Origin of the sequence: Burkholderia sp. JKS000303 (assembly GCF_002563755.1) — a bacterium.
Taxonomy (GTDB): domain Bacteria; phylum Pseudomonadota; class Gammaproteobacteria; order Burkholderiales; family Burkholderiaceae; genus Burkholderia; species Burkholderia anthina_B.
This window is the reverse complement of record NZ_PDBZ01000001.1, coordinates 2,409,990-2,431,928: the sequence shown is the minus strand read 5'-3', so window position 1 is coordinate 2,431,928 and position 21,939 is coordinate 2,409,990. Positions and strand designations below refer to the sequence as shown.

At 66.8% G+C, this 21,939-nt stretch carries 24 protein-coding genes; 13 read left to right on the top strand and 11 right to left on the bottom strand.

Features of this window, described 5'->3' with window-relative positions:
- Positions 1-189 precede the first annotated feature (189 nt).
- On the bottom strand, positions 190-690 hold the full coding sequence (gene eco / locus BX604_RS11755; protein WP_098550950.1) for a serine protease inhibitor ecotin: 501 nt from the start codon (positions 688-690) through the stop codon (positions 190-192).
- 144 nt (positions 691-834) lie between these two features.
- Here eco and BX604_RS11750 point away from each other — a divergent pair, with 144 nt between their 5' ends.
- Complete coding sequence (locus BX604_RS11750; protein ID WP_098550949.1) at positions 835-1,128, top strand: hypothetical protein; 294 nt, start codon at positions 835-837, stop codon at positions 1,126-1,128.
- Between the two features lie 195 nt (positions 1,129-1,323).
- Here the strand turns inward: BX604_RS11750 and BX604_RS11745 are convergent, their stop codons facing one another.
- Positions 1,324-1,725 (bottom strand): hypothetical protein, encoded by a 402-nt coding sequence (locus tag BX604_RS11745; protein ID WP_098550948.1) that lies wholly within the window; start codon positions 1,723-1,725, stop codon positions 1,324-1,326.
- Positions 1,726-1,842: 117 nt separating this feature from the next.
- Between BX604_RS11745 and BX604_RS11740 the strand changes: the two genes are divergently transcribed.
- Both BX604_RS11740 and BX604_RS11735 read left to right on the top strand, forming a co-directional pair.
- Positions 1,843-2,223 carry a DUF5594 family protein gene (locus BX604_RS11740; protein ID WP_098550947.1) on the top strand — a complete coding sequence of 127 codons (381 nt, stop codon included), beginning with the start codon at positions 1,843-1,845 and terminating at the stop codon, positions 2,221-2,223.
- A 188-nt stretch (positions 2,224-2,411) separates the two neighbouring features.
- On the top strand, positions 2,412-3,779 hold the full coding sequence (locus BX604_RS11735; protein ID WP_098550946.1) for an MFS transporter: 1,368 nt from the start codon (positions 2,412-2,414) through the stop codon (positions 3,777-3,779).
- 25 nt (positions 3,780-3,804) lie between these two features.
- Here BX604_RS11735 and BX604_RS11730 read toward each other — a convergent pair whose 3' ends face one another.
- The 3 genes from BX604_RS11730 to BX604_RS11720 all read right to left on the bottom strand — a co-directional run bounded on the left by BX604_RS11730 (position 3,805) and on the right by BX604_RS11720 (position 6,148).
- Positions 3,805-4,386, bottom strand: coding sequence for an AAA family ATPase (locus BX604_RS11730; protein ID WP_098550945.1), 582 nt, complete (start codon positions 4,384-4,386; stop codon positions 3,805-3,807).
- Positions 4,379-5,800 (bottom strand): alpha,alpha-trehalose-phosphate synthase (UDP-forming), encoded by a 1,422-nt coding sequence (otsA, locus tag BX604_RS11725; protein ID WP_098550944.1) that lies wholly within the window; start codon positions 5,798-5,800, stop codon positions 4,379-4,381. Before otsA ends, BX604_RS11730 begins: the two co-directional genes overlap by 8 nt.
- Before the next feature lie 150 nt (positions 5,801-5,950).
- Positions 5,951-6,148: a hypothetical protein gene (locus tag BX604_RS11720; RefSeq protein ID WP_098550943.1), complete on the bottom strand. Its 198-nt coding sequence runs from the start codon at positions 6,146-6,148 to the stop codon at positions 5,951-5,953.
- Positions 6,149-6,435: 287 nt separating this feature from the next.
- On the opposite strand from BX604_RS11720, the gene BX604_RS11715 reads away from it, so the two are divergent.
- Positions 6,436-6,987 carry a hypothetical protein gene (locus BX604_RS11715; RefSeq protein WP_098550942.1) on the top strand — a complete coding sequence of 184 codons (552 nt, stop codon included), beginning with the start codon at positions 6,436-6,438 and terminating at the stop codon, positions 6,985-6,987.
- Entirely contained in the window at positions 6,984-7,478 is a 495-nt protein-coding gene (locus tag BX604_RS11710) for a hypothetical protein (protein WP_098550941.1), read from the top strand. The genes BX604_RS11715 and BX604_RS11710 overlap by 4 nt, the downstream gene beginning before the upstream one ends.
- 69 nt (positions 7,479-7,547) lie before the next feature.
- Here the strand turns inward: BX604_RS11710 and BX604_RS11705 are convergent, their stop codons facing one another.
- Both BX604_RS11705 and BX604_RS11700 read right to left on the bottom strand, forming a co-directional pair.
- Positions 7,548-8,885 (bottom strand): ABC transporter ATP-binding protein, encoded by a 1,338-nt coding sequence (locus BX604_RS11705; RefSeq protein ID WP_098550940.1) that lies wholly within the window; start codon positions 8,883-8,885, stop codon positions 7,548-7,550.
- A 22-nt stretch (positions 8,886-8,907) separates the two neighbouring features.
- Complete coding sequence (locus BX604_RS11700) at positions 8,908-10,665, bottom strand: ABC transporter permease (protein WP_098550939.1); 1,758 nt, start codon at positions 10,663-10,665, stop codon at positions 8,908-8,910.
- 479 nt (positions 10,666-11,144) lie between these two features.
- Here BX604_RS11700 and BX604_RS11695 point away from each other — a divergent pair, with 479 nt between their 5' ends.
- The gene (locus tag BX604_RS11695; RefSeq protein WP_027786765.1) at positions 11,145-11,411 is read left to right on the top strand and encodes a double-stranded DNA-specific endonuclease; all 267 of its coding nucleotides are present in this window, start codon (positions 11,145-11,147) and stop codon (positions 11,409-11,411) included.
- Positions 11,412-11,451: 40 nt separating this feature from the next.
- Here BX604_RS11695 and BX604_RS11690 read toward each other — a convergent pair whose 3' ends face one another.
- The gene (locus tag BX604_RS11690) at positions 11,452-12,768 is read right to left on the bottom strand and encodes an ATP-binding protein (RefSeq protein WP_098550938.1); all 1,317 of its coding nucleotides are present in this window, start codon (positions 12,766-12,768) and stop codon (positions 11,452-11,454) included.
- Positions 12,752-13,477 carry a response regulator gene (locus tag BX604_RS11685; protein ID WP_009693256.1) on the bottom strand — a complete coding sequence of 242 codons (726 nt, stop codon included), beginning with the start codon at positions 13,475-13,477 and terminating at the stop codon, positions 12,752-12,754. The genes BX604_RS11690 and BX604_RS11685 overlap by 17 nt, the downstream gene beginning before the upstream one ends.
- Positions 13,478-13,703: 226 nt before the next feature.
- Between BX604_RS11685 and BX604_RS11680 the strand changes: the two genes are divergently transcribed.
- The gene (locus BX604_RS11680) at positions 13,704-14,252 is read left to right on the top strand and encodes a periplasmic heavy metal sensor (protein ID WP_098550937.1); all 549 of its coding nucleotides are present in this window, start codon (positions 13,704-13,706) and stop codon (positions 14,250-14,252) included.
- 70 nt (positions 14,253-14,322) lie between these two features.
- Here the strand turns inward: BX604_RS11680 and BX604_RS11675 are convergent, their stop codons facing one another.
- Positions 14,323-15,021, bottom strand: a complete 699-nt coding sequence (locus tag BX604_RS11675; protein WP_098550936.1) for a pirin family protein — start codon at positions 15,019-15,021, stop codon at positions 14,323-14,325.
- 367 nt (positions 15,022-15,388) lie between these two features.
- On the opposite strand from BX604_RS11675, the gene BX604_RS11670 reads away from it, so the two are divergent.
- The 4 genes from BX604_RS11670 (at position 15,389) to BX604_RS11655 (ending at position 18,590) form a co-directional block, all read left to right on the top strand.
- Positions 15,389-16,165, top strand: a complete 777-nt coding sequence (locus BX604_RS11670; protein ID WP_143748019.1) for an ABC transporter substrate-binding protein — start codon at positions 15,389-15,391, stop codon at positions 16,163-16,165.
- 227 nt (positions 16,166-16,392) lie between these two features.
- A complete protein-coding gene (locus BX604_RS11665; protein ID WP_098550934.1) occupies positions 16,393-17,082 on the top strand; it encodes an ABC transporter permease in 690 nt (229 codons plus the stop codon).
- Positions 17,079-17,792, top strand: coding sequence for an ABC transporter permease (locus BX604_RS11660; RefSeq protein WP_098550933.1), 714 nt, complete (start codon positions 17,079-17,081; stop codon positions 17,790-17,792). Before BX604_RS11665 ends, BX604_RS11660 begins: the two co-directional genes overlap by 4 nt.
- A gap of 18 nt (positions 17,793-17,810) precedes the next feature.
- Complete coding sequence (locus BX604_RS11655) at positions 17,811-18,590, top strand: ABC transporter ATP-binding protein (RefSeq protein WP_098550932.1); 780 nt, start codon at positions 17,811-17,813, stop codon at positions 18,588-18,590.
- A gap of 52 nt (positions 18,591-18,642) precedes the next feature.
- Here BX604_RS11655 and BX604_RS11650 read toward each other — a convergent pair whose 3' ends face one another.
- A complete protein-coding gene (locus BX604_RS11650) occupies positions 18,643-19,140 on the bottom strand; it encodes a GNAT family N-acetyltransferase (protein WP_098550931.1) in 498 nt (165 codons plus the stop codon).
- Between the two features lie 134 nt (positions 19,141-19,274).
- Here BX604_RS11650 and BX604_RS11645 point away from each other — a divergent pair, with 134 nt between their 5' ends.
- On the top strand, positions 19,275-20,201 hold the full coding sequence (locus BX604_RS11645) for a LysR family transcriptional regulator (protein ID WP_098552838.1): 927 nt from the start codon (positions 19,275-19,277) through the stop codon (positions 20,199-20,201).
- Positions 20,202-20,772: 571 nt separating this feature from the next.
- The gene (locus BX604_RS11640; protein WP_098552837.1) at positions 20,773-21,858 is read left to right on the top strand and encodes a porin; all 1,086 of its coding nucleotides are present in this window, start codon (positions 20,773-20,775) and stop codon (positions 21,856-21,858) included.
- The last annotated feature ends 81 nt before the right edge of the window (positions 21,859-21,939 follow it).

Below are 21,939 nucleotides of genomic sequence, written 5' to 3'. Positions count from 1 at the left end.
AGATCTGGATTCAGGCATGCGACGGCACAAGCCGTCGTGATCGGGAAGTATCGTGCAAACCGCGCTGGCCACGTAACCGGCGCTCGCAAACGCGAGCGCCCAATAAACGGCGGACTCCGGAACGAAATCCGCGAAACCGCACGCAGCCGCGCAGCGACAGACGCCCCGCGCGGCCGCGCCGATACGGCTTTACTGCGTCACTGCATGCTGCACGTCCTTCGACGCATGCCACACGCGGTAGCGCACGTCGAAACCGTCCGGCACGTACACGACGAGCGGCAGACGGCTGTTGTAGCGCAGTAGCTGACCGTCGCCGCGGACCTGGACGAACCGCTGCTGCGGCGCCTGGCCCGGACACGCCATCAGCGTCGACGCCGGCCCCTTCACGTCGGTCAGCCGATAGTACGTATAGCCCCAGCCTTTCACGTCCTCGGCGGTCAGCTCGCCGCCGAACCATTGCTGGTTGCAGTCGGTCTGCAGCGTCTTGCCGATCATCAGCTCGACGCGAGCGTCGCCTTCGTTCTCGAGCGCGGGCAGCGCGATCACCGCACGCTGCTGTCCGGCGGCCGGTTGCGGGAACATCTTGATCGACTCGGCCGACACGGCGGGCGCCGATGCGGGCCCGGCAGCACATGCGGCGGCGGTCGTGACGCACATGGCGGCCAGGACAGCCCGGATCGCGAATTTCATCGATATGCTCCTCATAAACAAAATAGGCTCCGGATGCTAACACTTTCGTCGCAACAGCTTACGAAGCTGTAATTTGAAGACACAATTGCAAACAGCCCGCAATCTCCGCGCGCGGTACTTATAGGGGAACCAAGGGAGAACATCATGCTGAAGCTCATTGCTGCCGCCGGCGTCGCCACGTTGCTGGCCGGCTGCGTCGTCGGTCCGGAGGCCGGATACGGCTACGGACAGCCCTACTATTCCGATCCCGGCTATGCGTACGGCCCGTCACCGGTCTACGGCACGGTCAATATCTGGGGTGGCGGCGGCGGACGCGACTGGGACCGCGGACGTCGCGACTACCATCGCGGCGGCTGGGGTCACGGCGGCGGACGTCGCGGCGACTGGAACGAAGGCGGCGGCGGACGCGGTCATGGCGACGGCGGCCATCGCCACTGATCCAGACGCGGTCCAATTGCAACCGTTTGTATCCGCACGTCGCCTCGCGCGACGTGCGGCATAGCACACGAGAATTGACATTCGTGAAATGACAAAGGCCCTCGCATCATGCGAGGGCCTTGCTTTTTGTCGTCCTGCGTACCGGCGGTTCGATCGGCGCGTACCACGCCGCGCCGAATCCGCTCATCCGCCCGCTTACCAGCCGGCCGGCTGTGCATAGCCGCCCGACACGGGCGCACCGCACACGTACGCGCGCTGATAGCGGTCGTAGCAATAGTTCTGGCCGTCGCCCTGATACTGCGCCTGCTGATAGGTCGGATACTCGGGTTGCTGATACGCCGGTGCCTGGTAGTAGGTCGGCGGCTGATAGGCCGGTGCCTGATACACGGGCGCCTGGTACGCAACCGGCGGATTCATCGCGGACGTCACGATCGCGCCGAGCACCGCGCCGCCGATCAGCGCGCCGATGACGGCGCCGCCGTCGCGGCCGTGTGCGGACGCCGGGCCCGCCGCGACGAGCGAACCGGCGAGGACACATACTGCGGCAATTTTTTTCATGATGGACTCCCACGCGAAGTGGTACTGGATGCGATGCATTGTGGCGGCACCCGGCCGTAATAGATGCAGCAAGTGGTAACGCGCCATTACGGGTATCACGCACCCCGAAACGCGGCACCGCCGTGCTACGATTTTCGGGATACAGGAGACGCCTTCATGCAGCCCGAAACCGCCCGCCGTTTCGATACCGAATTCGCACCGCGCATCGCGCAGGTGATCGCCGCTTTCTTCGCCGATCACGTTCAGGCCGACGTCGTCCCGTACGGCGGACACGGGCAACCGACCCGCGTGCGGATCCGTAGCGCACCGCACGAACATGTGAGCGGCTACGTGCATCCGCTGAACCTCGAACTGACCTGGGACAGCGACGAGATCGAACGGCTGATGGAGCCCGACGGCCCCGCGCGTTTCGAGCACTACCTGAGCGCGCTGCCGAGGAAGCTGGGCGCATGGGAAGGCGCACGCGACATCGATCTGGCGTCGCGCACGCAGGCCGACCCGCTGGTGCGGCTCGGCGGCCTGGACTTCGAAGGCTGAATGCACGCGCCGGCCGGCAGCCGCGCGCGCCGACGTCGGCCGATGCGCGCCGGTGATACACTCGACCGGTCCCGCTTCGGCGCAGATGCTGTGCCGGCCTGGCCATTCACCGCCGCCTCCACCCGCGAGCATGGTTGCGTACGCAACCGGCATCCGGGCGCGCGGACAACCACGCTTTCGCTCCCGTCATGAACGCCGACATCGGCCTGCCGCTTCCGCAACGCTACTGGGCAATCGTCTGCGTCGCACTGGGCATCACGCTCGCCGTGCTCGACGGCGCAATCGCGAACGTCGCGCTGCCGACGATCGCGCGCGACCTGCACGCATCCGACGCCGCATCGATCTGGATCGTCAACGCATACCAGCTCGCCGTCACCATCACGCTGCTGCCGCTCGCCTCGCTCGGCGAGCGCATCGGCTACCGTCGCATCTACATCGCCGGGCTCGCGCTCTTCACGGCGGCATCGCTCGGCTGCGCGCTCGCCGGTTCGCTGCCGATGCTCGCGGTGATGCGCGTGATCCAGGGCTTCGGCGCGGCCGGCATCATGAGCGTGAATGCGGCGCTCGTGCGGATGATCTATCCGTCGTCGATGCTCGGGCGCGGACTGTCGATCAACGCGATGGTGGTCGCGCTGTCGTCGGCGATCGGCCCGACGGTCGCGTCGGCGATCCTGTCGTTCGCGTCGTGGCCGTGGCTGTTCGCGGTCAACGTGCCGATCGGCATCGCCGCGGTATTCGGCAGCCTCCGTGCGTTGCCGACCAACCCGCTGCACGATGCGCCGTACGACTTCCTGAGCGCGCTGATGAACGCCTGCGTGTTCGGTCTGCTGATCATGGCCGTCGACGGATTCGGCCACGGCGAAAGCCGCGCCTATGTCGTGATCGAACTGGCCGTCGCATTCGGCATCGGCTACTTCTTCGTGAAGCGCCAGTTGTCGCAGCCGGCGCCGCTGCTGCCGGTCGACCTGATGCGCATCCCGATGTTCGCGCTGTCGATCTGCACGTCGGTCGCATCGTTCACCTCGCAGATGCTCGCGTTCGTCGCGCTGCCGTTCTGGCTGCAGAATTCGCTCGGTTTCTCGCAGGTCGAAACCGGCCTCTACATGACCCCGTGGCCGCTCGTGATCGTGTTCGCCGCACCGCTCGCGGGCGTGCTGTCGGACCGCTATTCGGCCGGCATCCTCGGCGGGATCGGGCTCGCGCTGTTCGCGCTCGGATTGCTGTCGCTCGCGACGATCGGCGCGCATCCGGGCACCGTCGACATCGTGTGGCGAATGGCGCTGTGCGGCGCGGGCTTCGGGCTGTTCCAGTCGCCGAACAACCGCGCGATGCTGTCGTCGGCGCCGCGCGAGCGCAGTGGCGGCGCGGGCGGGATGCTGAGCACGGCGCGCCTGACCGGCCAGACGCTCGGCGCCGCGCTCGTCGCATTGATTTTCGGGCTGGCGCCCGATCGCGGGCCGACCATCGCGCTCTATCTTGCGACGGTGTTCGCGGCGGTCGCTGCCGTGGTGAGCATGCTGCGCATCGCGTCGCCAAAGCCCGACGCGGCAACCTGAAGCCGACGCGCACGGCGCGCGCCCGTCACGCGGCGTCGAGCGTATCCATCACGAAGCGCACGCGCGCCTTCACGCTCGCGCGCGGCAGCTCGATCAGCCGATAGCCGTACGACGTATAACACTCGACCATCGCGTCGTAGGTCCGCACGGCTTCCGCGAAATCCTGCCGGCGCTCGGTGTCTTGCGTGTAAATGTCGGGCCACGGCGGCGCGATGAATACGCGCCGGTGATAGCGAAAGCGCCGCGCCGCCGCTTCCGCATGCGCGGGCACCGCGAGGCCCGTCAACCGCAGATAGCCGATCACGTCCGGCACGCCGCGATCGAAGAACACCGGCCCGCGCGCGCATCGCGCCAGATGGTGCGAGCGCATCTCCCAACCGAGCATCAGTTCCGCGAAGACGGCCCGGTCGCGCCACGGCAGTGCCTGGCCGTCGATCGCCATCTGGTCGCGGATCACGCCGCGCCCGGCCTCCTGCGAGCGCGCGAAACCGGCGCGCTCGAGCGCATCGAGCAACGTGCTCTTGCCCAAGCCGGGGCCGCCCGTGACGACGTAGAAACGGCCGGCCGCATCGTCGTCGGCCCCGACCGCTTCCACGCGCTCAGACATGGGCGATCCGCCGGCCGGCCCGCTGCGTGACCGACGCAGCTGCCGCGACGCTGCGCAGGTCGGCGACGAACGTGTCGCGCCATACCGACAGGTCGTTCTCGCGCAGCCGCGCGAGGTTCTGCTCGTGGCGCGCCTGCCGCTCCGCGAGCGGCATCGACAGCGCGCGCTCGAGCGCGTCGGCCATCTGCGACAGGTCGTACGGATTGACGAGCAGCGCGCCGGTCAGCTCGGCAGCCGCGCCCGCGAACTCCGACAGCACGAGCACGCCCGGATCGGCCGGATCCTGCGACGCGACGTATTCCTTCGCCACGAGGTTCATCCCGTCGCGCAACGGCGTCACGTAGCCGACCTGCGACATCCGGAAGAACGCCATCAGCAGGTTGCGTTCGTACTTGCGGTTCAGGTACTGGATCGGCGTCCAGTCGAGCTGCGAGAAGCGGCCGTTGATGCGGCCCGCCTCGCCTTCGAGCGTTTCGCGAATGTGCTGGTAGGTCTGCACGTCGGCGCGCGTCGGCGGCGCGATCTGCACGAGCGACACGCGCCCCTGCCAGCCCGGCGCGTTCGCGAGCATCCGCTCGAACGACTGGAAGCGCTCGACCAGCCCCTTCGAATAATCGAGACGGTCGACGCTCATCACGAGCTTGCGGCCGTCGAGTGCGTCGCGCAGCATCTTCACCGGCTTGCGCGAACCGTACTGGACGGCCGCCTCGGCGATCGCATCCGGATGCACGCCGATCGGATAGGCGGCAACCTTCACGACGCGGCCGTGCGCATGCAGCATCCCGTCGTCGCTCGCCGTGCCGATCCCGCGCCGCTCGATGTAGTCGGCGAACGCCTGCTTGTCGGCATCGGTCTGGAAGCCCGCGACGTCGTACGCGCACATGAACTTCACGAGTTCCTCGTGCGGCGGCACGAGGCGCAGCATCTCCGGCGACGGAAACGGAATGTGCAGGAAAAAGCCGATCGGGTTCTTCACGCCGAGCTCGCGCAGGAAATGCGCGAACGGCAGCAGATGGTAGTCGTGCACCCAGATCAGGTCGTCGGGCCGCAGCAGCGCGGCGAGCTGCTTCGCGAGCATCGCATTCACGCGCAGATAGCCCGCATACTCCTGCCGGTCAAAGCGGGCAAGATCGCCGCGGTAGTGGAACACCGGCCACAGCGTCGCGTTCGAGAAGCCGCGGTAGTACTGATCGTAGTCGCGCCGGGTCAGCCCGACCGTCGCGTACGTGACGTTACCGTCCCGCTGAATCGCGGGCTCGGCATCGGGCGCACCGACGATCTCGCCGTTCCAGCCGAACCAGACGCCGCCGGTTTCCTTCAGCGCGTCCATCACGCCGACCGCGAGACCACCCGCGCTCGGACGTGTGTCCTCGCCTGCGGCGACACGATTCGATACCACGATCAATCTGCTCATGCAGCTTCCCCTCCTCGATTCGATTGGATGACGCACGGCGCGCGCCAAGACGGGCGCGGCGGCCCGAAGGCGGCCACGCGGCGATTCAGATGTGAGCGATGCAACAAAAAGCGCAGTGAAGTGCGGCGGCGGAATGCAACGGCGACGGCGTCAAGCGTCCTGCTCCTGGCCGAGATCGCGTTGATAGTCGAGCCCTTCCGGGCGGGCGCCGCCCTGGTTGTGATCGCCGTCGGACGGCGTCTCGCCTGTCGCGCCCGCAGGCGGCGCGACAGGCGAGACGCGTGGCGGAACGGGTCGGTCGACGCCCGCCTCGGGCGGACGCGGGGAAAAGCGTTTCGAACGGCGCATGGCTGGGTGTCTCATATGCAGCGCGGCTCGGGGCCGTCGTTGAAACATTCCATAACAAAACAGTCTAGGTCGCTTCCGAGCATCCGAAGGTAACAATTACCTTCAATTTGTAACGTTTCGACCCCTCTCCAATCATCTGTCCGACAATAACGCCGCGCGTATGCGCGCGAGCCGCCGCCGGCGATTTGTCAAAGCTTTGCAGTTTTCCCATGACAATTGCGAAACAATGATGCGGCAAGGGGGCGCGCACGCGTCGCCGCTCACCCAGACAGGACTTGCACTCAGGGATGAACATTCGTTTCGAATCGCCGCGCCGGGCCATGCCGGCGCGCATCGTGCTGGCCGCGATCGCCACGGCCTCACTGCTGTCCGGCTGCAACTCGCTGTACAGCGAAGGCGCAACCGCTGGCGCCGGTATCGCGGGCGCCGCGATTGCATCCAAGGTCACCAACAACGCCGCCGTCGCGACGGGCATCGGCCTGGGCGCCGTCGCCGGCGCCCGTGCGGGTGTCCAGTACACGCAGCGCGTCGCCCACCGTTATACGCAGGACCAGATCGCGAAAGCGGCCGGCCCGCTCGATGTCGGCGGCGTCGCGCCGTGGTCGACGCACCATTCGTTTCCGATCGAGGATGACGAACAGGGCCGCGTGACGGTGAGCCGGATGATCAGCGTCGGCCCGCTCGACTGCAAGGAAATCGTGTTCGCGGTCGACACGCCCGCCAAGGGCGACAAGGCCGCGCAATCGGCGTTCTACGTCGCCACGATCTGCCGCGAAGGCCCGGTGTGGAAATGGGCGTCGGCCGAACCCGCAACTGAACGCTGGGGCGCGCTGCAATGAGCGTCGCGATTCGTATCGCGGCGATCGGCGCGCTGTGCGCGGCCACCGTCGCGCTGTCGGGCTGCGGCTCGGTCGGCGCGGCAAGCGGCGCACTCGCCGGCGCGGCGACGGGCCTCGTCACCGCGAACCCGGCCGTGGGCGTCGGCGTCGGCATTGCCGTGCAGGCGGCGACCGACGAGGCCGTCAACCGCACGATGAAACAGCTCCATCAGAACCAGCAGGACGCGATCGCGAAGGTGGCCGGCACGTTGGCTGTCGGCGAAGTGAAGCCGTGGAAGGTGAAGAACACGCTGCCGCTGGAGAACGGCGAAGGCGAGGTGCGCGTCGCGCGCGCATATTCGACGGCGCTCGCGCTGTGCAAGGAATTCGCGTTCTCGGTGAAGGACGGCGACAAGGCCGACTGGTATTTCGCGAGTGCGTGCCAGCAAGGCACGCACTGGAAGTGGGCATCGGCCGAACCGGCCGTCGATCGCTGGGGCAACCTGCAGTAACGACGCGCCGCGTCGCGCGTCACCCGTGCGACGCAAGAGAAGCCGGGCCGCACGGCCCGGCACGCACACTCAGGACTCGACGTCCTCGAGGCTGAAGATCTCGGTCTGGTCGTTGTACGAAAAGATCTCGCCGTAACGGCCCCAGTCGATCACCGCGTCGAGCGTCTCCTCGGCCGCGCCGTCGGACAGGAAATCCTCCAGCTCCTGCTCGAAGCGCACGCGCGGCGCCCGATGGCCCGGACGCTCGTTCAGCACCTTCTTGATCCGCGCAGCCATCGGCACATGCTTGAGCAGATGATCCGCGAACATCAGCTTGCGCTCCTGCGTGCCGAATTCCGCGAACACGCGCCCCGGCGGCGTCAGGAACACGTCCCCTTCCCGCACGTCGGCGAAGCCCAGGTGCTGCAGCACTTCGGCGATCGGGAACAGGTCGTCCACTTCGAGATGCAGCGTGCGCGCGATTTCCGGCATGTCCGCACGGCCGTGGTACGGCGCCATCGCCAGCGTTTCGATGAGACCCGCCATCAGGTTGGTCGACACCTGCGGCAGCCAGCTGCCGAGTTCGAGCCCCTTCTTCGTCGCTTCGCCGGTCTGGCGCGCGGTCATTTTCGCGTAGATGTCGTCGACGAGCTTGCGGAAGGCCGGGTCGAGACGGTTGCGCGGATGCTTGAACGGCACCTTGATCTCGGCGATCACGCGGCCCGGATTCGACGACAGCACCAGAATCCGGTCGCACATGAACACCGCTTCCTCGATGTTGTGCGTGACGATCAGCACCGACTTGATCGGCATCCGGCCTTGCGTCCACAGGTCCAGCAGGTCGGTACGCAGCGTTTCCGCGGTCAGCACGTCGAGTGCGGAAAACGGCTCGTCCATCAGCAGGATCGTCGGATCGACGACGAGCGCGCGCGCAAAGCCCACGCGCTGGCGCATCCCGCCCGACAGCTCGCGCGGGTATGCGTTTTCGAAACCGTCGAGACCGATCAGGTCGATCGCCGCGAGCGCGCGTTCGCGCCGCTCGCGCGCACCGACGCCGAGCGCTTCCAGCCCGGCTTCCACGTTCTGCAGCACGGTCAGCCACGGAAACAGCGCGAAGGTCTGGAACACCATCGCGACGCCTTCGGCCGGGCCGTTCAGCGGCTTGCCGAGATAGGTCACTTCACCGCCGGTCGGCTCGATCAGGCCGGCGATGATGCGCAACAGCGTGGATTTGCCCGACCCGGAACGGCCGAGCAGCCCGACGATCTCGCCTTCGCGCAGCGACAGGTTCGCGTCGTCGAGCACGAGCAATTCGCCCTGCGTCTTGTTGAAGCCACGGTTCACGTGGTCGACGCGCAGGATTTCCTCGCCGAGTCGCGGCGGCTGGGACGTCTGGACGGGGGCGTTTACAGCATTCGGATTGTGCATCGCGTTTCGCTCTCAATCGGTCTCAGTCGAGCCGCAGCTTCGCTTCGGCGAAGGCATACAGCGGGCGCCACAGCAGGCGGTTGAACAGGGTGACGAACAGGGACATCACGGCGATGCCCAGGATGATCTTCGGGAAGTCGCCGGCGGCGGTGGTCTGCGCGATGTACGCGCCGAGGCCGTGGGCCTCGATCTTGGTGTTGCCCCACTGGACGGCTTCCGACACGATGCTCGCGTTCCACGCGCCGCCCGATGCGGTAATCGCGCCCGTCACGTAGTACGGGAAGATGCCCGGCAGGATCGCTTGCCGCCACCACTGCCAGCCGCGAATGCGAAAGTTCGTCGCCGCTTCGCGATAGTCGTTCGGATAGGACGTCGCGCCGGCGATCACGTTGAACAGGATATACCACTGCGTGCCGAGCACGATCAGCGGCGACAGCCAGATGTCCGGGTTCAGGTGGAAGCGCGCGATCACGATCACGAACGCCGGAAACAGCAGGTTGGCCGGGAACGCGGCGAGGAACTGCGCGAGCGGCTGCAGCTTCTCGGCCAGCTTCGGACGCAGTCCGACCCACACGCCGATCGGCACCCAGATCACGGAAGCGATCGCGATCAGCACGACCACGCGCAGCAGCGTGATGAGCCCGAGCACGAGCACGTGGCCGACTTCAGCCATCGTCACGCCGGTCGAGACGAAACTGATGACGCGCCACACGATATAGGCCGTCCCGATCAGCACGAGGATCGCCCACGTGATGTCGACCGTGCGCGATGCCTTCTTCTCGACTTTCGGCAGCGTGAAACGCATCGCACCCGACAGCGGCAGGCGCAGCGGGATCCGCGCGGCTTTCGCGAAGAACCAGCCGGCCGGCACGAGCAGCTGATGGATCAGGCGCGTACGGCGCACGAGGTCGAGCAGCCACGATTGCGGCGCATCGCCCGACGCGGTGTTCTCCATCCGGAACTTGTCGGCCCACGCGATCAGCGGGCGGAACAGGAGCTGGTCGTACGCGAGGATCACGACGGTCATCGTGAGAATCACCCAGCCGATCGCGCCGAGGTTCTTGTCCGAGATCGCCTGCGCGAGATACGCGCCGATGCCCGGCAGCGTGATGGTCTGGTTGCCGACGGTGATGGCCTCCGACGCGACGACGAAGAACCAGCCGCCCGACATCGACATCATCATGTTCCAGATCAGGCCCGGCATCGAGAACGGCACCTCGAGCTTCCAGAAGCGCTGCCACGACGTCAGGTGGAAGCCGCGCGACACTTCGTCCAGGTCGCGCGGCACCGTGCGCAGCGACTGGTAGAAGCTGAACGTCATGTTCCACGCCTGGCTCGTGAAGATCGCGAAGATCGCCGCGAGTTCCGCCCCGAGCACGCGGCTCGGGAACAGCGCGAGGAAGAACGTGACCGTAAACGAGATGAAGCCGAGCACCGGCACCGATTGCAGGATGTCGAGGATCGGGATCAGCACCATGCCCGCGCGCCGGCTTTTCGCGGCGAGTGTGCCGTAGACGAGCGTAAACACAAGCGACGCGACCATCGCCGCAAGCATCCGCAGCGTGGTGCGCAACGCGTATTCGGGCAGGTTCGACGGATCGAGCGAGATCTTCTGCGTCTGCAGCACGCCGATCGGCGCCATCGTTTCATGGAAACCGACGACCGCCATCGCGATCAGGCAGATGATCAGCGGAAACGCGATGAAATCCCACCGGTTCGGCAGCACGCGCCACGCAGACGCGTTGGCGGTCCGGTTCGGATTGAAGAATCCGAGGTCCATCAGGCGCCCTCCCCGGTAACGCCGAACGAAGCCGGCAAACGATGTTGATTCATGGCAAAGCGCTCGGGCGCGGTAATTCGATGGATTCACGATGTCACGCCGGCGCGGCGCGCCGTGCGTGCAAGCTGCGCCCCGGCGGCCGCGTCGGGCCGCGACGGCACGACACTACACCAACCTGTATTTCAGGTACAACCGTCCGGGGACCATGCGACGCGCGGGCGGCGCACGGTTCGTGCCCGGCGCGCGGGCGGACGGCGGGCGCGCGGTGCGGAGCAACCCGGCCGCAGTCGGTCGGCCGGCATGCAGGCCCCGAATTATGCCGTGATCCGGGCCGGCCGTGAACCCGCCCGCCGCACTCAAACGCAAACCATGCGGGCCGTCAGCGGACGAATGCGGTGAAGCAGGTATGATCAGGGCTGGCCCTTAGCGTCTGCCGACAGACAGCCCCTAGGGATCGTTCGACCAGCGGGAGGAAGGGAATGGCAGGAAATTTGGTGATCGTCTGCCGCGATCAGGATGCCGACGCGTTCTACGAGCTGATGCAGGAATACGGGTCGTTCCAGACGCGCTTGTCGTCGACGGCGTGGTACCTGAACATGAACGTCGTGCCGGAGTCGCTGCAGGAGGAAATCCTGGAGCGCCTCGGCCGCTATACGACCGTCTATATCTTCGAGGCCACGAGCGTGACCTACAACACCATCGACAGCAACGCCGCCGAGACGCTCGGCACGCTGTTCGGCGAATGATGCCGCGCGGCGCCTGCCCGGCAGGCGCCGCATGCGCCGCTTACGCGGCCTCGGCGTGAAGTTCGTCCTTCGGCACCACGTCGAACGGGAACGTCATCGCCACGCGCAGGCCACCCTCGGGACGGTTGCCGATCTCGCACGCCCCGCCCAGCCTGACGACCAGCCGTTCGACGATCGCGAGCCCGAGCCCGCTGTGGCCGTTCCCGCCGCGCGCGGGGTCGAGCCGCACGAACGGTCGCGTCGCGGCCGCGAGGTCGCGCGGCGCGATCCCGCCACCGCTGTCGCTGACCGACAGGACATAGCCGGCCGGCGTGCGCACCGTCTCGACGAGCACGGGCGGCGCGCCATAGGCATGCGCGTTGTCGAGCAGGTTCGACAGGATCCGGTCGAGCGTCGCGGTCGGCAGGCGGAAGCCCGGATCGGCCGCGAGATGCGTCTGGACCGTCGGCGCGTTCGGCGCGACCGCCCGATAGCTGCGCGCGATCCGCTCGCAGGTCTGGTCGACCGGCACGGGCTCGCTGCGGTCCGCCCCGCCGTGCGCGAACACGAGAAACTGGTCGACGATGTGCGACATCGAGTCGACATCGCGCACGACGCCGTCGCGCAAACGCGCGTCATCCATCATTTCCGCCCGCAGGCGCATCCGCGCGAGCGGCGTGCGCAAGTCGTGCGCGACGCCCGCCAGCATGACCGCGCGGTCGCTCTCGGCCTGTGACACCTGCTCCACCATCTGGTTGAAGCCGTGCGTGAGCTGGCGCAGCTCGCGCGGGCCGCGCTCGCGCAGCGGCGGCACCGGCTGGCCGCGGCCGAAGCGCGCGACGGCGCGCGCGAGCGAGCGCAGCGGCTGCTGGAGCTGCCACGCCGCGAACAGCGCGGCGATCACGCCGGCCGAGAAAATCGTGCCGAGCCACAACAGCATCCGGTCGAGCGAGCGCGGCGGGCGCAACGGCTGCACCGGCACCACGATCCAGTTGCGGTCGGTCGGCTCCTTGACCCACAGCACCGGCGGATGGCCCGGCTGGCCGATCTCGACCCGGGTGCCCGCCGGCATCCGGTCGCTTACGTCGTCACGGAAACGCTTGAGCGGTGCCGGCATGTTCGAGTCGCCGGCCTTCGGCACGTCGGGGCTGTCCGGCGACACGAGCCGCACGCGCGACGGCAGCGGCTGATCGGGCGTGCGCTCGACGTGCTGGCGCACCGCGTCGACGAGGAACGCGGCCTCTTCGACCGCATAGCGCGTCTGCATCTGGCTGCGCTCGAGTCGCATCGCGAAAAACCATGCGAAATGCGACAGGAGCAGAACGCCGACGACCAGCAGTGCCAGCCGCCCGAACAGTGAATCAATGGGTTTGCGCATGGGCCTCGCCGTCGGGCACGAACACGTAGCCGCGCCCGCGGACCGTCTGGATGAAACGCGGCGTCGACGGGTCCGTTTCCAGGATACGGCGCAGACGCCACACCTGAACGTCGATGCCGCGGTCGGTGCCGTCGTACTCGGGTCCGTGCAGCAGCTCGAGCAGCCGCTCGCGCGTGAGCGTGCGCAGCGCGTGGTTCACGAAGATCTTCAGCAGCGCGAATTCGCTGCTCGACAAGGTTGCGGGCTTGCCGTCGACCGACAGCGTGCGCGCCTGGAAGTCGAGCACGAAACGGCCGAACGCGAACGGCTCGCGCTGCTCGGGCGCCGCCGCCGACGGCGTCGCGCGGCGGCGGCGCAGCACGGCCTGCACACGCGCCAGCAATTCGCGCGGGTTGAACGGCTTGCCGAGATAGTCGTCGGCGCCGAGCTCCAGCCCGACGATGCGGTCGACGTCGTCCGCACGGGCGGTCAGCATGATCACGGGGATGTCGTCGCCGGCCGCGCGCAACTGGCGCAGCGCGGTCAGGCCGTCCACGCCCGGCATCATCAGGTCCAGCACGATCAGGTCGGGCCGCTCGCGCTCGAGGCGCTTCTCGAGCGTCGCCGCGTCGTGCAGCACGGACACTTCCATCCCCTGGCGCACGAGATAGTCGCGCAGCAGGTCTCGGAGTTCTTGGTCGTCGTCGACGATGAGGATCTGGGTAGTCATGGCTTGAAGTTTACCGCGCGAGCGCGGGGTCAAAGAACGAAACAAAGGGACGAAAGGGTTACTGCGGGTTACCGCGCAAGGCAACTGTAATGCGCCGTAACCCGGCAGGCTTCCCGCGTAACACCGGCCGGGGCTTGCGCCGCTAACCTGCGTCTTACCGGATGCGGCACACGGGCTACCCCGCGCACCGCATCGCCGGACCCTTTGGATACAAGGAGTTTCTGAAATGTATAAGAAGACTTCCCGCGTGGCCATCGCGGCCGCTACCGTGCTCGCTCTCGCATTCGGCACCGCGCAAGCCGCGCAGCCCGACACCATGCCCCCGCAAGGCGGCCCCGGCATGCATCACATGCACGGCCACGACGGCGGCCCGTTCGGCGTGATCATGAAGCTGCACGACCAGCTGAAGCTGAACGCGTCGCAGGAACAGCAATGGCAGACGGCCGTCAACACGATGAAGCAGAACCACGAGGCGATGCGCAAGAGCCACGAGCAGATGCGTGAGCAGTTCAAGGCCCAGCAGAACCAGCCGATCCTCGACCTGAGCGCGATGCACGCGGCCCGCCAGCAGGCCGAACAGCAGAATGCGCAGCTGCGCGAGCAGAGCTCGGCCGCCTGGCTCACGTTCTACAACGGGCTGAACGACCAGCAGAAGACCACCGTCAGCACCGCGCTGAAACAGCAGTTCGCGCGGATGGCGCAGCGCCACGAGAAGATGAAGGAACACTGGCAGCAGCACCGCGCGGCCAAGGCCGCATCGGCGCCGGCGCAGTAAGCCGGCAGGCCGCCCGCCCGGGCGGCACCGACGGGAACGCGGGCATCCGGCCCGCGTCCCCGGTTTCATTTCAGGCGACGTCGAACAGCAGCACCTCGGCCGCCCGGCCGCGTGCGAACGCGACCGCATCCACCCCGGCGATCCGCACGCCGTCGCCCGTACCGAGCGCATGGCCGTTGACTTCCACGTCGCCGCGCGCCACGTGCACATAGGTACTGCGCCCGGCCCGCACGCCGAACGCCGCCTGCTCGTCCCCGTCGATCAGCCCCGCGAAGATCCGCGCGTCCGCGCGCATCGACAACGCGCCGTCGTCGCCGTCCGGCGACGCCACCAGCCGCAGCCGGCCGCGCTTCTCGTCGTCGGCGAAACGCCGTTCCGCGTAGCCCGGCCGCCCGCCCCGCTCGGCCGGCTGCAGCCAGATCTGCAGCAGATGCAGCGCCCGGTCGCACGACGCGTTGGTTTCGCTATGCACGAGCCCCGTGCCCGCGCTCATTCGCTGGATCCCGCCAGCCCGCACGATCGCGCCGTTGCCGAGGCTGTCGCGATGCGCGAGCGCGCCGTCCAGCACATAGGTGACGATTTCGAGGTCGCGGCGCGGCTGCATGCCGAAGCCGCGGGTCGGCGCGATCCGGTCCTCGCTCAGCACGCGCAGCGCACCGAACGGCGGATGCGCGGCCCCGGCGTGGCCGGCAAGCGGAAAGCTGTGGCTCGATTCGAGCCAGCCCTGGCGCGTGTGGCAACGGTCGGCGGCGCGGCGGATCTGGAACATGGGGCGGGCACTCCGGCAGGCAGAGATTCTTTTTCGGGTTTACCTGCACTGTAGGGGCGGCCCGGGCACGCCACAATCCGCTTTCCGCGCACCGCATCGTTGCACTCACGAACCCAATCGACGCAATACTCGTTGCGAATACCACGATTGCCGCAACGGCCGGATCAAAGAATCGGCCGGTCGGCCGGATTGCCGTTTTACGGGTATCGCGTTCGGGTAAAATACCGCCCTTTTGGCGTTCGCCCGTGCGGCGGGCGCCGTTGCCAGCGCGCCGAAACACGAATTTTGGCCGTCTAGAATTACGCCGCGGCGCCCGGCCCGACCGGCCGTGAGCGCCCTCCCGGAAGTGAGCGACAAAAGAATGGAAATGAAGAAGGCCGCCCTGTGCGCCGCCCTCGCCCTCGTGGCGGGCAGCGCCTTCGCGAAGGAGTGGAAGACCGTGCGGATCGGTGTCGATGCCAGCTACCCGCCGTTCGAGTCGACCGCGCCGAGCGGCGAGATCGTCGGTTTCGACGTCGATCTCACCAAGGAAATCTGCAAGCGGATCAGTGTGAAGTGCGTATGGGTCTCGCAGGATCTCGACGGGATCATCCCCGCGCTGAAGGCGAAGAAGTACGACATCATCGTGTCGTCGCTGACCGTCACAGACAAGCGCCGTGAACAGATCGACTTCTCCGACAAGGTGTACGACGCACCTGCACGAATGATCGCCAAGACCGGCTCGCCGCTGCTGCCGACGGTCGCGTCGCTCAAGGGCAAGCGCGTCGGCGTCGAGCAGGGCTCGACCCAGGAATCCTACGCGAAGGCGTACTGGGAACCGCAGGGCGTGACGATCATTCCTTACCAGAACCAGGATCAGGTCTACGCCGATCTCGGCTCGGGCCGCCTCGACGCGACGCTGCAGGACGAACTGCAGGCCGACTACGGCTTCCTGCGCACGCCGCGCGGCAAGGGCTTCGCGTTCGCCGGGCCGGAAGTGAAGGATCCGAAGACGATCGGCGACGGCACCGCGATCGGCCTGCGCAAGGACGATACGGACCTGAAGCTCAAGATCAACAAGGCGCTGGCCGATATGCACAAGGACGGCACGTACGACCGGCTGTCGCACAAGTATTTCGCGTTCAGCGTCTACTCGGCCCGCTGAGCGCCGACAATGACGGACGACGGATGCGGGGGCGGCCCCGCATCCGGGCAGTACAGGCAGTCAACCACGCGCCGCCCGCCCCCTCGCCCGCGCTCGCGCGACGGGCATGCCCGGCACCGTTGCCGGGGCGGACGGCATGATACGCACGGGGCGTTCCGCGCAGCTTGGCGGGCGCGTATTTCGCGGCGCACCGCGTGCGCCCTCAGGGACCACACCAGGGACCACACATGTTTCTACAAGGTTACGGCCCGCTGATCCTCGCAGGCACCTGGCAAACCGTCAAACTGGCGGTGCTTTCGCTCGCGCTTTCATTCCTGCTGGGCCTGCTCGGCGCGGGCGCGAAGCTGTCGCGCAACCGCTTCACGAGCGGCGTCGGCACCGTCTACACGACGCTGATCCGCGGCGTGCCCGACCTCGTGCTGATGCTGCTGCTGTTCTACAGCCTGCAGATCTGGCTGAACATGGCGACCGACGCACTCGGCTGGGATCAGATCGACATCGACCCGTTCCTCGCCGGCGTGCTCGTGCTCGGCTTCATCTACGGCGCGTACTTCACCGAGACGTTTCGCGGTGCATTCCTGTCGGTGCCGCGCGGCCAGCTCGAGGCCGGCAGCGCATACGGGATGACCAACTGGCAGGTGTTCAAGCGGATCATGTTCCCGCAGATGATGCGCTTCGCGCTGCCCGGCATCGGCAACAACTGGCAGGTGCTCGTGAAGTCGACCGCGCTCGTGTCGATCATCGGCCTCGCGGACGTCGTGAAGGCGTCGCAGGACGCCGGCAAGGGCACGCTGCGGTTCTTCTTCTTCACGCTGATCGCCGGGGCGGTCTATCTCGCCATCACGACGATCTCGAACTTCGTGCTGATGTGGCTCGAAAAGCGCTACTCGACCGGTGTCCGCAAGGCTGACCTATGATCGAACTCATCCAAGAATACTGGCGCAACTATCTGTACACCGACGGTTTCCGGATCACCGGTGTCGCGATCACGCTGTGGCTGCTGGTCGTGTCGATCGGCCTCGGCTTCTGCCTGTCGGTGCCGCTCGCGGTGGCCCGCGTGTCGAAGAAGAAGTGGCTGTCGGGCGCGGTGTGGCTCTACACGTACGTGTTCCGCGGCACGCCGCTCTACGTGCAGCTGCTGCTCTGCTACACGGGCCTCTACAGCCTGCAGTTCGTGCGCGGCACGCCGCTGCTCGATTCGTTCTTCCGCGACGGGATGCACTGCACGCTGCTCGCGTTCACGCTGAACACCTGCGCGTACACCACCGAGATCTTCGCGGGCGCGATCAAGGCGACCTCCTATGGCGAGATCGAGGCTGCGCGGGCGTACGGGATGTCCAAATTCACGATGTATCGCCGCGTGATCCTGCCGTCGGCGCTGCGCCGCGCGCTGCCGCTCTACAGCAACGAAGTGATCCTGATGCTGCACGCGACCACCGTCGCCTTCACCGCGACCGTGCCGGACATCCTGAAGATCGCCCGCGACGTGAACTCGGCGACCTACATGTCGTTCCATGCATTCGGCATCGCCGCCCTGCTCTATCTCGTGATCTCGTTCACGCTCGTCTGGCTGTTCCGTCAGGCCGAGCGTCGCTGGCTCGCGTATCTGCGCCCGCAAGGCAAGTAAGTTTTCGCAGGACTATTGATGAATTCCCAGACCCAGAAGCTTTTCGTCGACAATCTGCACAAGCGGTACGGCGACAACGAGGTGCTCAAAGGCGTGTCGCTGAAGGCGAACTCGGGCGACGTGATCAGCGTGATCGGCTCGTCCGGTTCCGGCAAGAGCACGATGCTGCGCTGTATCAACTTCCTCGAGCAGCCGAACGCGGGCCGCATCGTCGTCGACGGCGAGGAAGTGCGCACCACCAAGGACAAGACGGGCGCGCTGCGCGCCGCCGACCCGAAGCAGCTGCAGCGCGTGCGCACCAAGCTGTCGATGGTGTTCCAGCACTTCAATCTCTGGTCGCACATGAACGTGATCGAGAACGTGATGGAAGCGCCGGTGAACGTGCTCGGCATCCCGAAGAAGGAAGCCGAGGATCGCGCGCGCGAATATCTCGAGAAAGTCGGCCTCGCGCCGCGCGTCGAGAAGCAGTATCCGTCGCACCTGTCGGGCGGCCAGCAGCAGCGCGTGGCGATCGCGCGCGCGCTGGCGATGCATCCCGACGTGATGCTGTTCGACGAGCCGACGTCGGCACTCGATCCGGAACTGGTCGGCGAAGTGCTGAAGGTGATGCAGAAGCTCGCCGAGGAAGGCCGCACGATGATCGTCGTCACGCACGAGATGGGCTTCGCGCGCAACGTGTCGAATCACGTGATGTTCCTGCACCAGGGGCGCGTCGAGGAAGAAGGCGTGCCGTCGGAAGTGTTCGCCAATCCGAAGAGCGAGCGCCTGCGCGGGTTCCTGTCGGGCAGCCTCAAGTAAGCACACGCATCGCGATATGCAAAACGGGCGCCGGACGGCGCCCGTTTTGCGTTTACGCGGCGTCGACCGGCGTGCCGTCGGCGAACGCACGCAGCGCATCGCCCGCGAGCCGGTAGCGCACCCATTCGTCCTGCGGCGCCGCGCCGACGCTTTCGTAGAAGCGGATCGCCGGCTCGTTCCAGTCGAGCACGCTCCATTCGAAACGCCCGCAGCCGGTGTCCACCGCGATGCGCGCGAGCGCCTTCAGCAGCCGCAGCCCGGCGCCCGCGCCGCGAAAGCGCGGCGACACGTACAGATCCTCGAGATACAGCCCCTGGCGGGCGAGCCACGTCGAGTACGAGAAGAAATACACGGCGAAGCCGGCCGGCTCGCCGTCGACCTCGCAGATCAGCGCGCGCGCCGGCGAGCCTTCGCCGAACAGGCTGCGCTCGAGCGACGCGGGCGTCGCGACCACTTCATGCTCGGCCTTCTCGTAGATGGCCAGCTCGGTGATGAAACGCAGGATTTGCGGCACGTCGGCGACGGTGGCGGGACGGATATCGATTTGCACGGTGTGAGCCCTCCTTCGGCTCTGGCTGGAAACGGGATGCAACGCCCGCGCAATCGCACTGGCGCAGGTCAGATCGACATGCTACGTTCATGGCACCACTGCAGGAAGTGCAGTTTCTTCATCAGAACATGAAAATGATGCATCCCGATCTGCGCCGCCTCGACCTGAACCTGCTGCTCGTGTTCGACGCGCTGTACCGCCACCGGTCGGTCGCCGCTGCCGCGCACGAGCTCGCGATGAGTCCGTCCGCGCTGAGCCATGCGCTCGCGCGGCTGCGCGACGCGATCGGCGATGCGCTGTTCGTGCGGCTCGGCAACGAAATGCAGCCGACCGTGCGCGCGGACGATATCGCCGCGTGGGCCGGCGACGCGCTCGACACGATGTCGAAGGGGCTCGCCCGCGCGCGCCGCTTCGATCCCGCGCAAAGCGACCGCACGTTCGTGTTCGCCGCGAGCGACTACACGGCGTTCGCGGTGCTGCCCGCGTTCCTCGCGCGGATCGAACGCGTCGCGCCGCGCCTGCGCATCCGGGTCGTCCATTCCGACCGCAAGATCTCCGTCGACGAGCTCGCGGCCGGCCGCATCGACTTCGCGCTCGGCTATCACGAGGAATCGACGACCGACGCGCCGGGCATCGAGGATTTCGACTGGTTCTCGGACGACTACGTGGTCATCGCGAGCGCCCGGCATCCGGACCTGCACCGGCGGCTGACGCTCGATCAGTACCTCGCGGCCCGCCACGTGGTCGTCACGCCGTGGAACGAGTCGCGCGGCGTCGTCGACTACGTGCTCGACCGGCTCGGCGTCGAGCGGCAGGTCGCCGTGCAGTTGCCGAGCGTGCTGGCCGCCCCGTTCGTGATCGCGGAATCGTCGCTGCTGATGACCGTCCCGAACCGAGCCGCACAGGCGCTGCGCCACGCGGCGCCGATCCGCATCTTCCCCGCGCCGTTCGAGATCCCCCGCTACACGGTGAAGGTCTATTCGCACGCGAAGCACGCCCGCACCGATGCGCACCGCTGGATTCGCGCGCAGTTGCTCGACGCGCGGCCGGCACCTGGTTAATCTCGACGCACTGTCCGGCAGGCGGCGTGCTGCGGCCAGCCGGGCGTTTCAGGCGCTGCGCAGCGACACCGGACCACCTCCAAATTATTACGAAATACTTACCAATTTCATCTCTCCGGCGCTTACGCCGGTGCCCCGCCAACGTCAATAGTGGCAATCCTTGACCCATGTCCGCCGAATCCGTGTCTCTCTTGTCTGACAAGGGTTTTCCGGCCATCGACGGGCTCTCTGGCCCCCTCCGCCCCCTGTGTTGCATGGCAATTTGGCGACAGGTGTTAGTCAAACAACGATTTCCATCGCCACAAAATTGTATTTTTGCTAAATTAGTAACCAAAGTAGCAAAACGAAGTTCGTGAAATGTAGTTTAGCTTCACGACACTACAAGGAGACCCCGCAAGCCGACCCGGCTGCGCGGGACCGTTCAACGGTTTTCCGTCCGCTTGCCCGCGTGCCGCGCTTACCGGCCCTGCACGAGGTCTCCCTGGTTATCCCGCTTTTCGCTTTTGCCCGGCGTCGTTGCGCCGGGCATCTCGTGCAGTCTGGGTTGACTTTTTGACAGGGTATGGAGGAGATGATGAAGAAAGCTTTGGTCGCGGCCGCGCTGATGGCTGCTGGGGTGGTTACGGCGCACGCGCAGAGCAGCGTCACGCTGTATGGCCGCCTGGATGCAGGCATCGAGTACATGAACGGCCTGCAAAACGGCCACCAAGTGCGCGCGGAAAGCGGCGACTGGGGCACGAGCCTGTGGGGCTTGAAGGGCACCGAAGACATCGGTGGCGGCAACAAGGTCCTGTTCCACCTCGAAGGCGCGTTCAACACGATGAACGGCGGCCTCGGCACGAGCGGCACGATCTGGGATCGCTACGCGACGGTCGGGATCTCGAACGATCTCTACGGTACGCTGCTGCTGGGTCGCGAACTCGCGATCGCCAACGGCGTGTGGGACTTCGATCCGTTCGGCCAGTCGGCCTGGTCGACGGCCTCGCTGGTGCGCGGCCGCAACTGGAACAAGACCAGCAACAACGTGTCGTACCAGTCGCCGTCGCTCTACGGCCTCGACTTCTACGGCCAGTTCGCGTTCTCGAACTCGACGAGCTTCAACGGCAACACGACGGCCGGCCAGCCGGGTCGTGCAGCCGGCGCGCAGATCACGTACACGAACTCGCTGTTCCAGTTGCGCGGCATCTACGACGAAACGCGCGACAGCAACGGCCGCTTCTCGGACGTGTTCAACTACTCGCGTGAATACTTCGCCGGCGTGAACGTGTTCCTCGGCCAATTCAAGCTGCAGGCGGCTTACCAGGCATCGCGCGCGGACGGCAGCGGCGGCCCGGCAGTGAACGCCGGCGTGACGGGCACCCAGCAGGTGTGGGGCGGCGTGACGTGGCAGGCAACGCCGGCGGCAGCGCTGATCGCGGCCGTGTATCACGTGAACGCGAACCACGGCGGCGGCAACGCGAACATCTATACGGTCGGCGGTTCGTACAACATCTCGAAGCGCACGCTGTTCGACCTGCAGGTCGCAACCGTGCGCAACAGCTCGACGGCCAACTTCGGCCTGAACGCGAACGGCGCAGGCACGGCCGTGTCGACGGGCAATCCGAACCCGGGCGGCAGCCAGACCGGCGTCTACGCCGGCATCCAGCACCTGTTCTGATCAGGCGCCATTCAAGGAACGATTCGACAACACTTTCCACGCTGCTGCGAGAGGCGCGTATCGGTGCGGTACCCAACCGGG

Coding starts and splice junctions, on each gene's coding strand:
- eco (WP_098550950.1), bottom strand. CDS start 690: ATGAAATTCGCGATCCGGGCTGTCCTGGCCGCCATGTGCGTCACGACC.
- BX604_RS11750 (WP_098550949.1), top strand. CDS start 835: ATGCTGAAGCTCATTGCTGCCGCCGGCGTCGCCACGTTGCTGGCCGGC.
- BX604_RS11745 (WP_098550948.1), bottom strand. CDS start 1,725: ATGCATCGCATCCAGTACCACTTCGCGTGGGAGTCCATCATGAAAAAA.
- BX604_RS11740 (WP_098550947.1), top strand. CDS start 1,843: ATGCAGCCCGAAACCGCCCGCCGTTTCGATACCGAATTCGCACCGCGC.
- BX604_RS11735 (WP_098550946.1), top strand. CDS start 2,412: ATGAACGCCGACATCGGCCTGCCGCTTCCGCAACGCTACTGGGCAATC.
- BX604_RS11730 (WP_098550945.1), bottom strand. CDS start 4,386: ATGTCTGAGCGCGTGGAAGCGGTCGGGGCCGACGACGATGCGGCCGGC.
- otsA (WP_098550944.1), bottom strand. CDS start 5,800: ATGAGCAGATTGATCGTGGTATCGAATCGTGTCGCCGCAGGCGAGGAC.
- BX604_RS11720 (WP_098550943.1), bottom strand. CDS start 6,148: ATGCGCCGTTCGAAACGCTTTTCCCCGCGTCCGCCCGAGGCGGGCGTC.
- BX604_RS11715 (WP_098550942.1), top strand. CDS start 6,436: ATGAACATTCGTTTCGAATCGCCGCGCCGGGCCATGCCGGCGCGCATC.
- BX604_RS11710 (WP_098550941.1), top strand. CDS start 6,984: ATGAGCGTCGCGATTCGTATCGCGGCGATCGGCGCGCTGTGCGCGGCC.
- BX604_RS11705 (WP_098550940.1), bottom strand. CDS start 8,885: ATGCACAATCCGAATGCTGTAAACGCCCCCGTCCAGACGTCCCAGCCG.
- BX604_RS11700 (WP_098550939.1), bottom strand. CDS start 10,665: ATGGACCTCGGATTCTTCAATCCGAACCGGACCGCCAACGCGTCTGCG.
- BX604_RS11695 (WP_027786765.1), top strand. CDS start 11,145: ATGGCAGGAAATTTGGTGATCGTCTGCCGCGATCAGGATGCCGACGCG.
- BX604_RS11690 (WP_098550938.1), bottom strand. CDS start 12,768: ATGCGCAAACCCATTGATTCACTGTTCGGGCGGCTGGCACTGCTGGTC.
- BX604_RS11685 (WP_009693256.1), bottom strand. CDS start 13,477: ATGACTACCCAGATCCTCATCGTCGACGACGACCAAGAACTCCGAGAC.
- BX604_RS11680 (WP_098550937.1), top strand. CDS start 13,704: ATGTATAAGAAGACTTCCCGCGTGGCCATCGCGGCCGCTACCGTGCTC.
- BX604_RS11675 (WP_098550936.1), bottom strand. CDS start 15,021: ATGTTCCAGATCCGCCGCGCCGCCGACCGTTGCCACACGCGCCAGGGC.
- BX604_RS11670 (WP_143748019.1), top strand. CDS start 15,389: ATGAAGAAGGCCGCCCTGTGCGCCGCCCTCGCCCTCGTGGCGGGCAGC.
- BX604_RS11665 (WP_098550934.1), top strand. CDS start 16,393: ATGTTTCTACAAGGTTACGGCCCGCTGATCCTCGCAGGCACCTGGCAA.
- BX604_RS11660 (WP_098550933.1), top strand. CDS start 17,079: ATGATCGAACTCATCCAAGAATACTGGCGCAACTATCTGTACACCGAC.
- BX604_RS11655 (WP_098550932.1), top strand. CDS start 17,811: ATGAATTCCCAGACCCAGAAGCTTTTCGTCGACAATCTGCACAAGCGG.
- BX604_RS11645 (WP_098552838.1), top strand. CDS start 19,275: ATGATGCATCCCGATCTGCGCCGCCTCGACCTGAACCTGCTGCTCGTG.
- BX604_RS11640 (WP_098552837.1), top strand. CDS start 20,773: ATGATGAAGAAAGCTTTGGTCGCGGCCGCGCTGATGGCTGCTGGGGTG.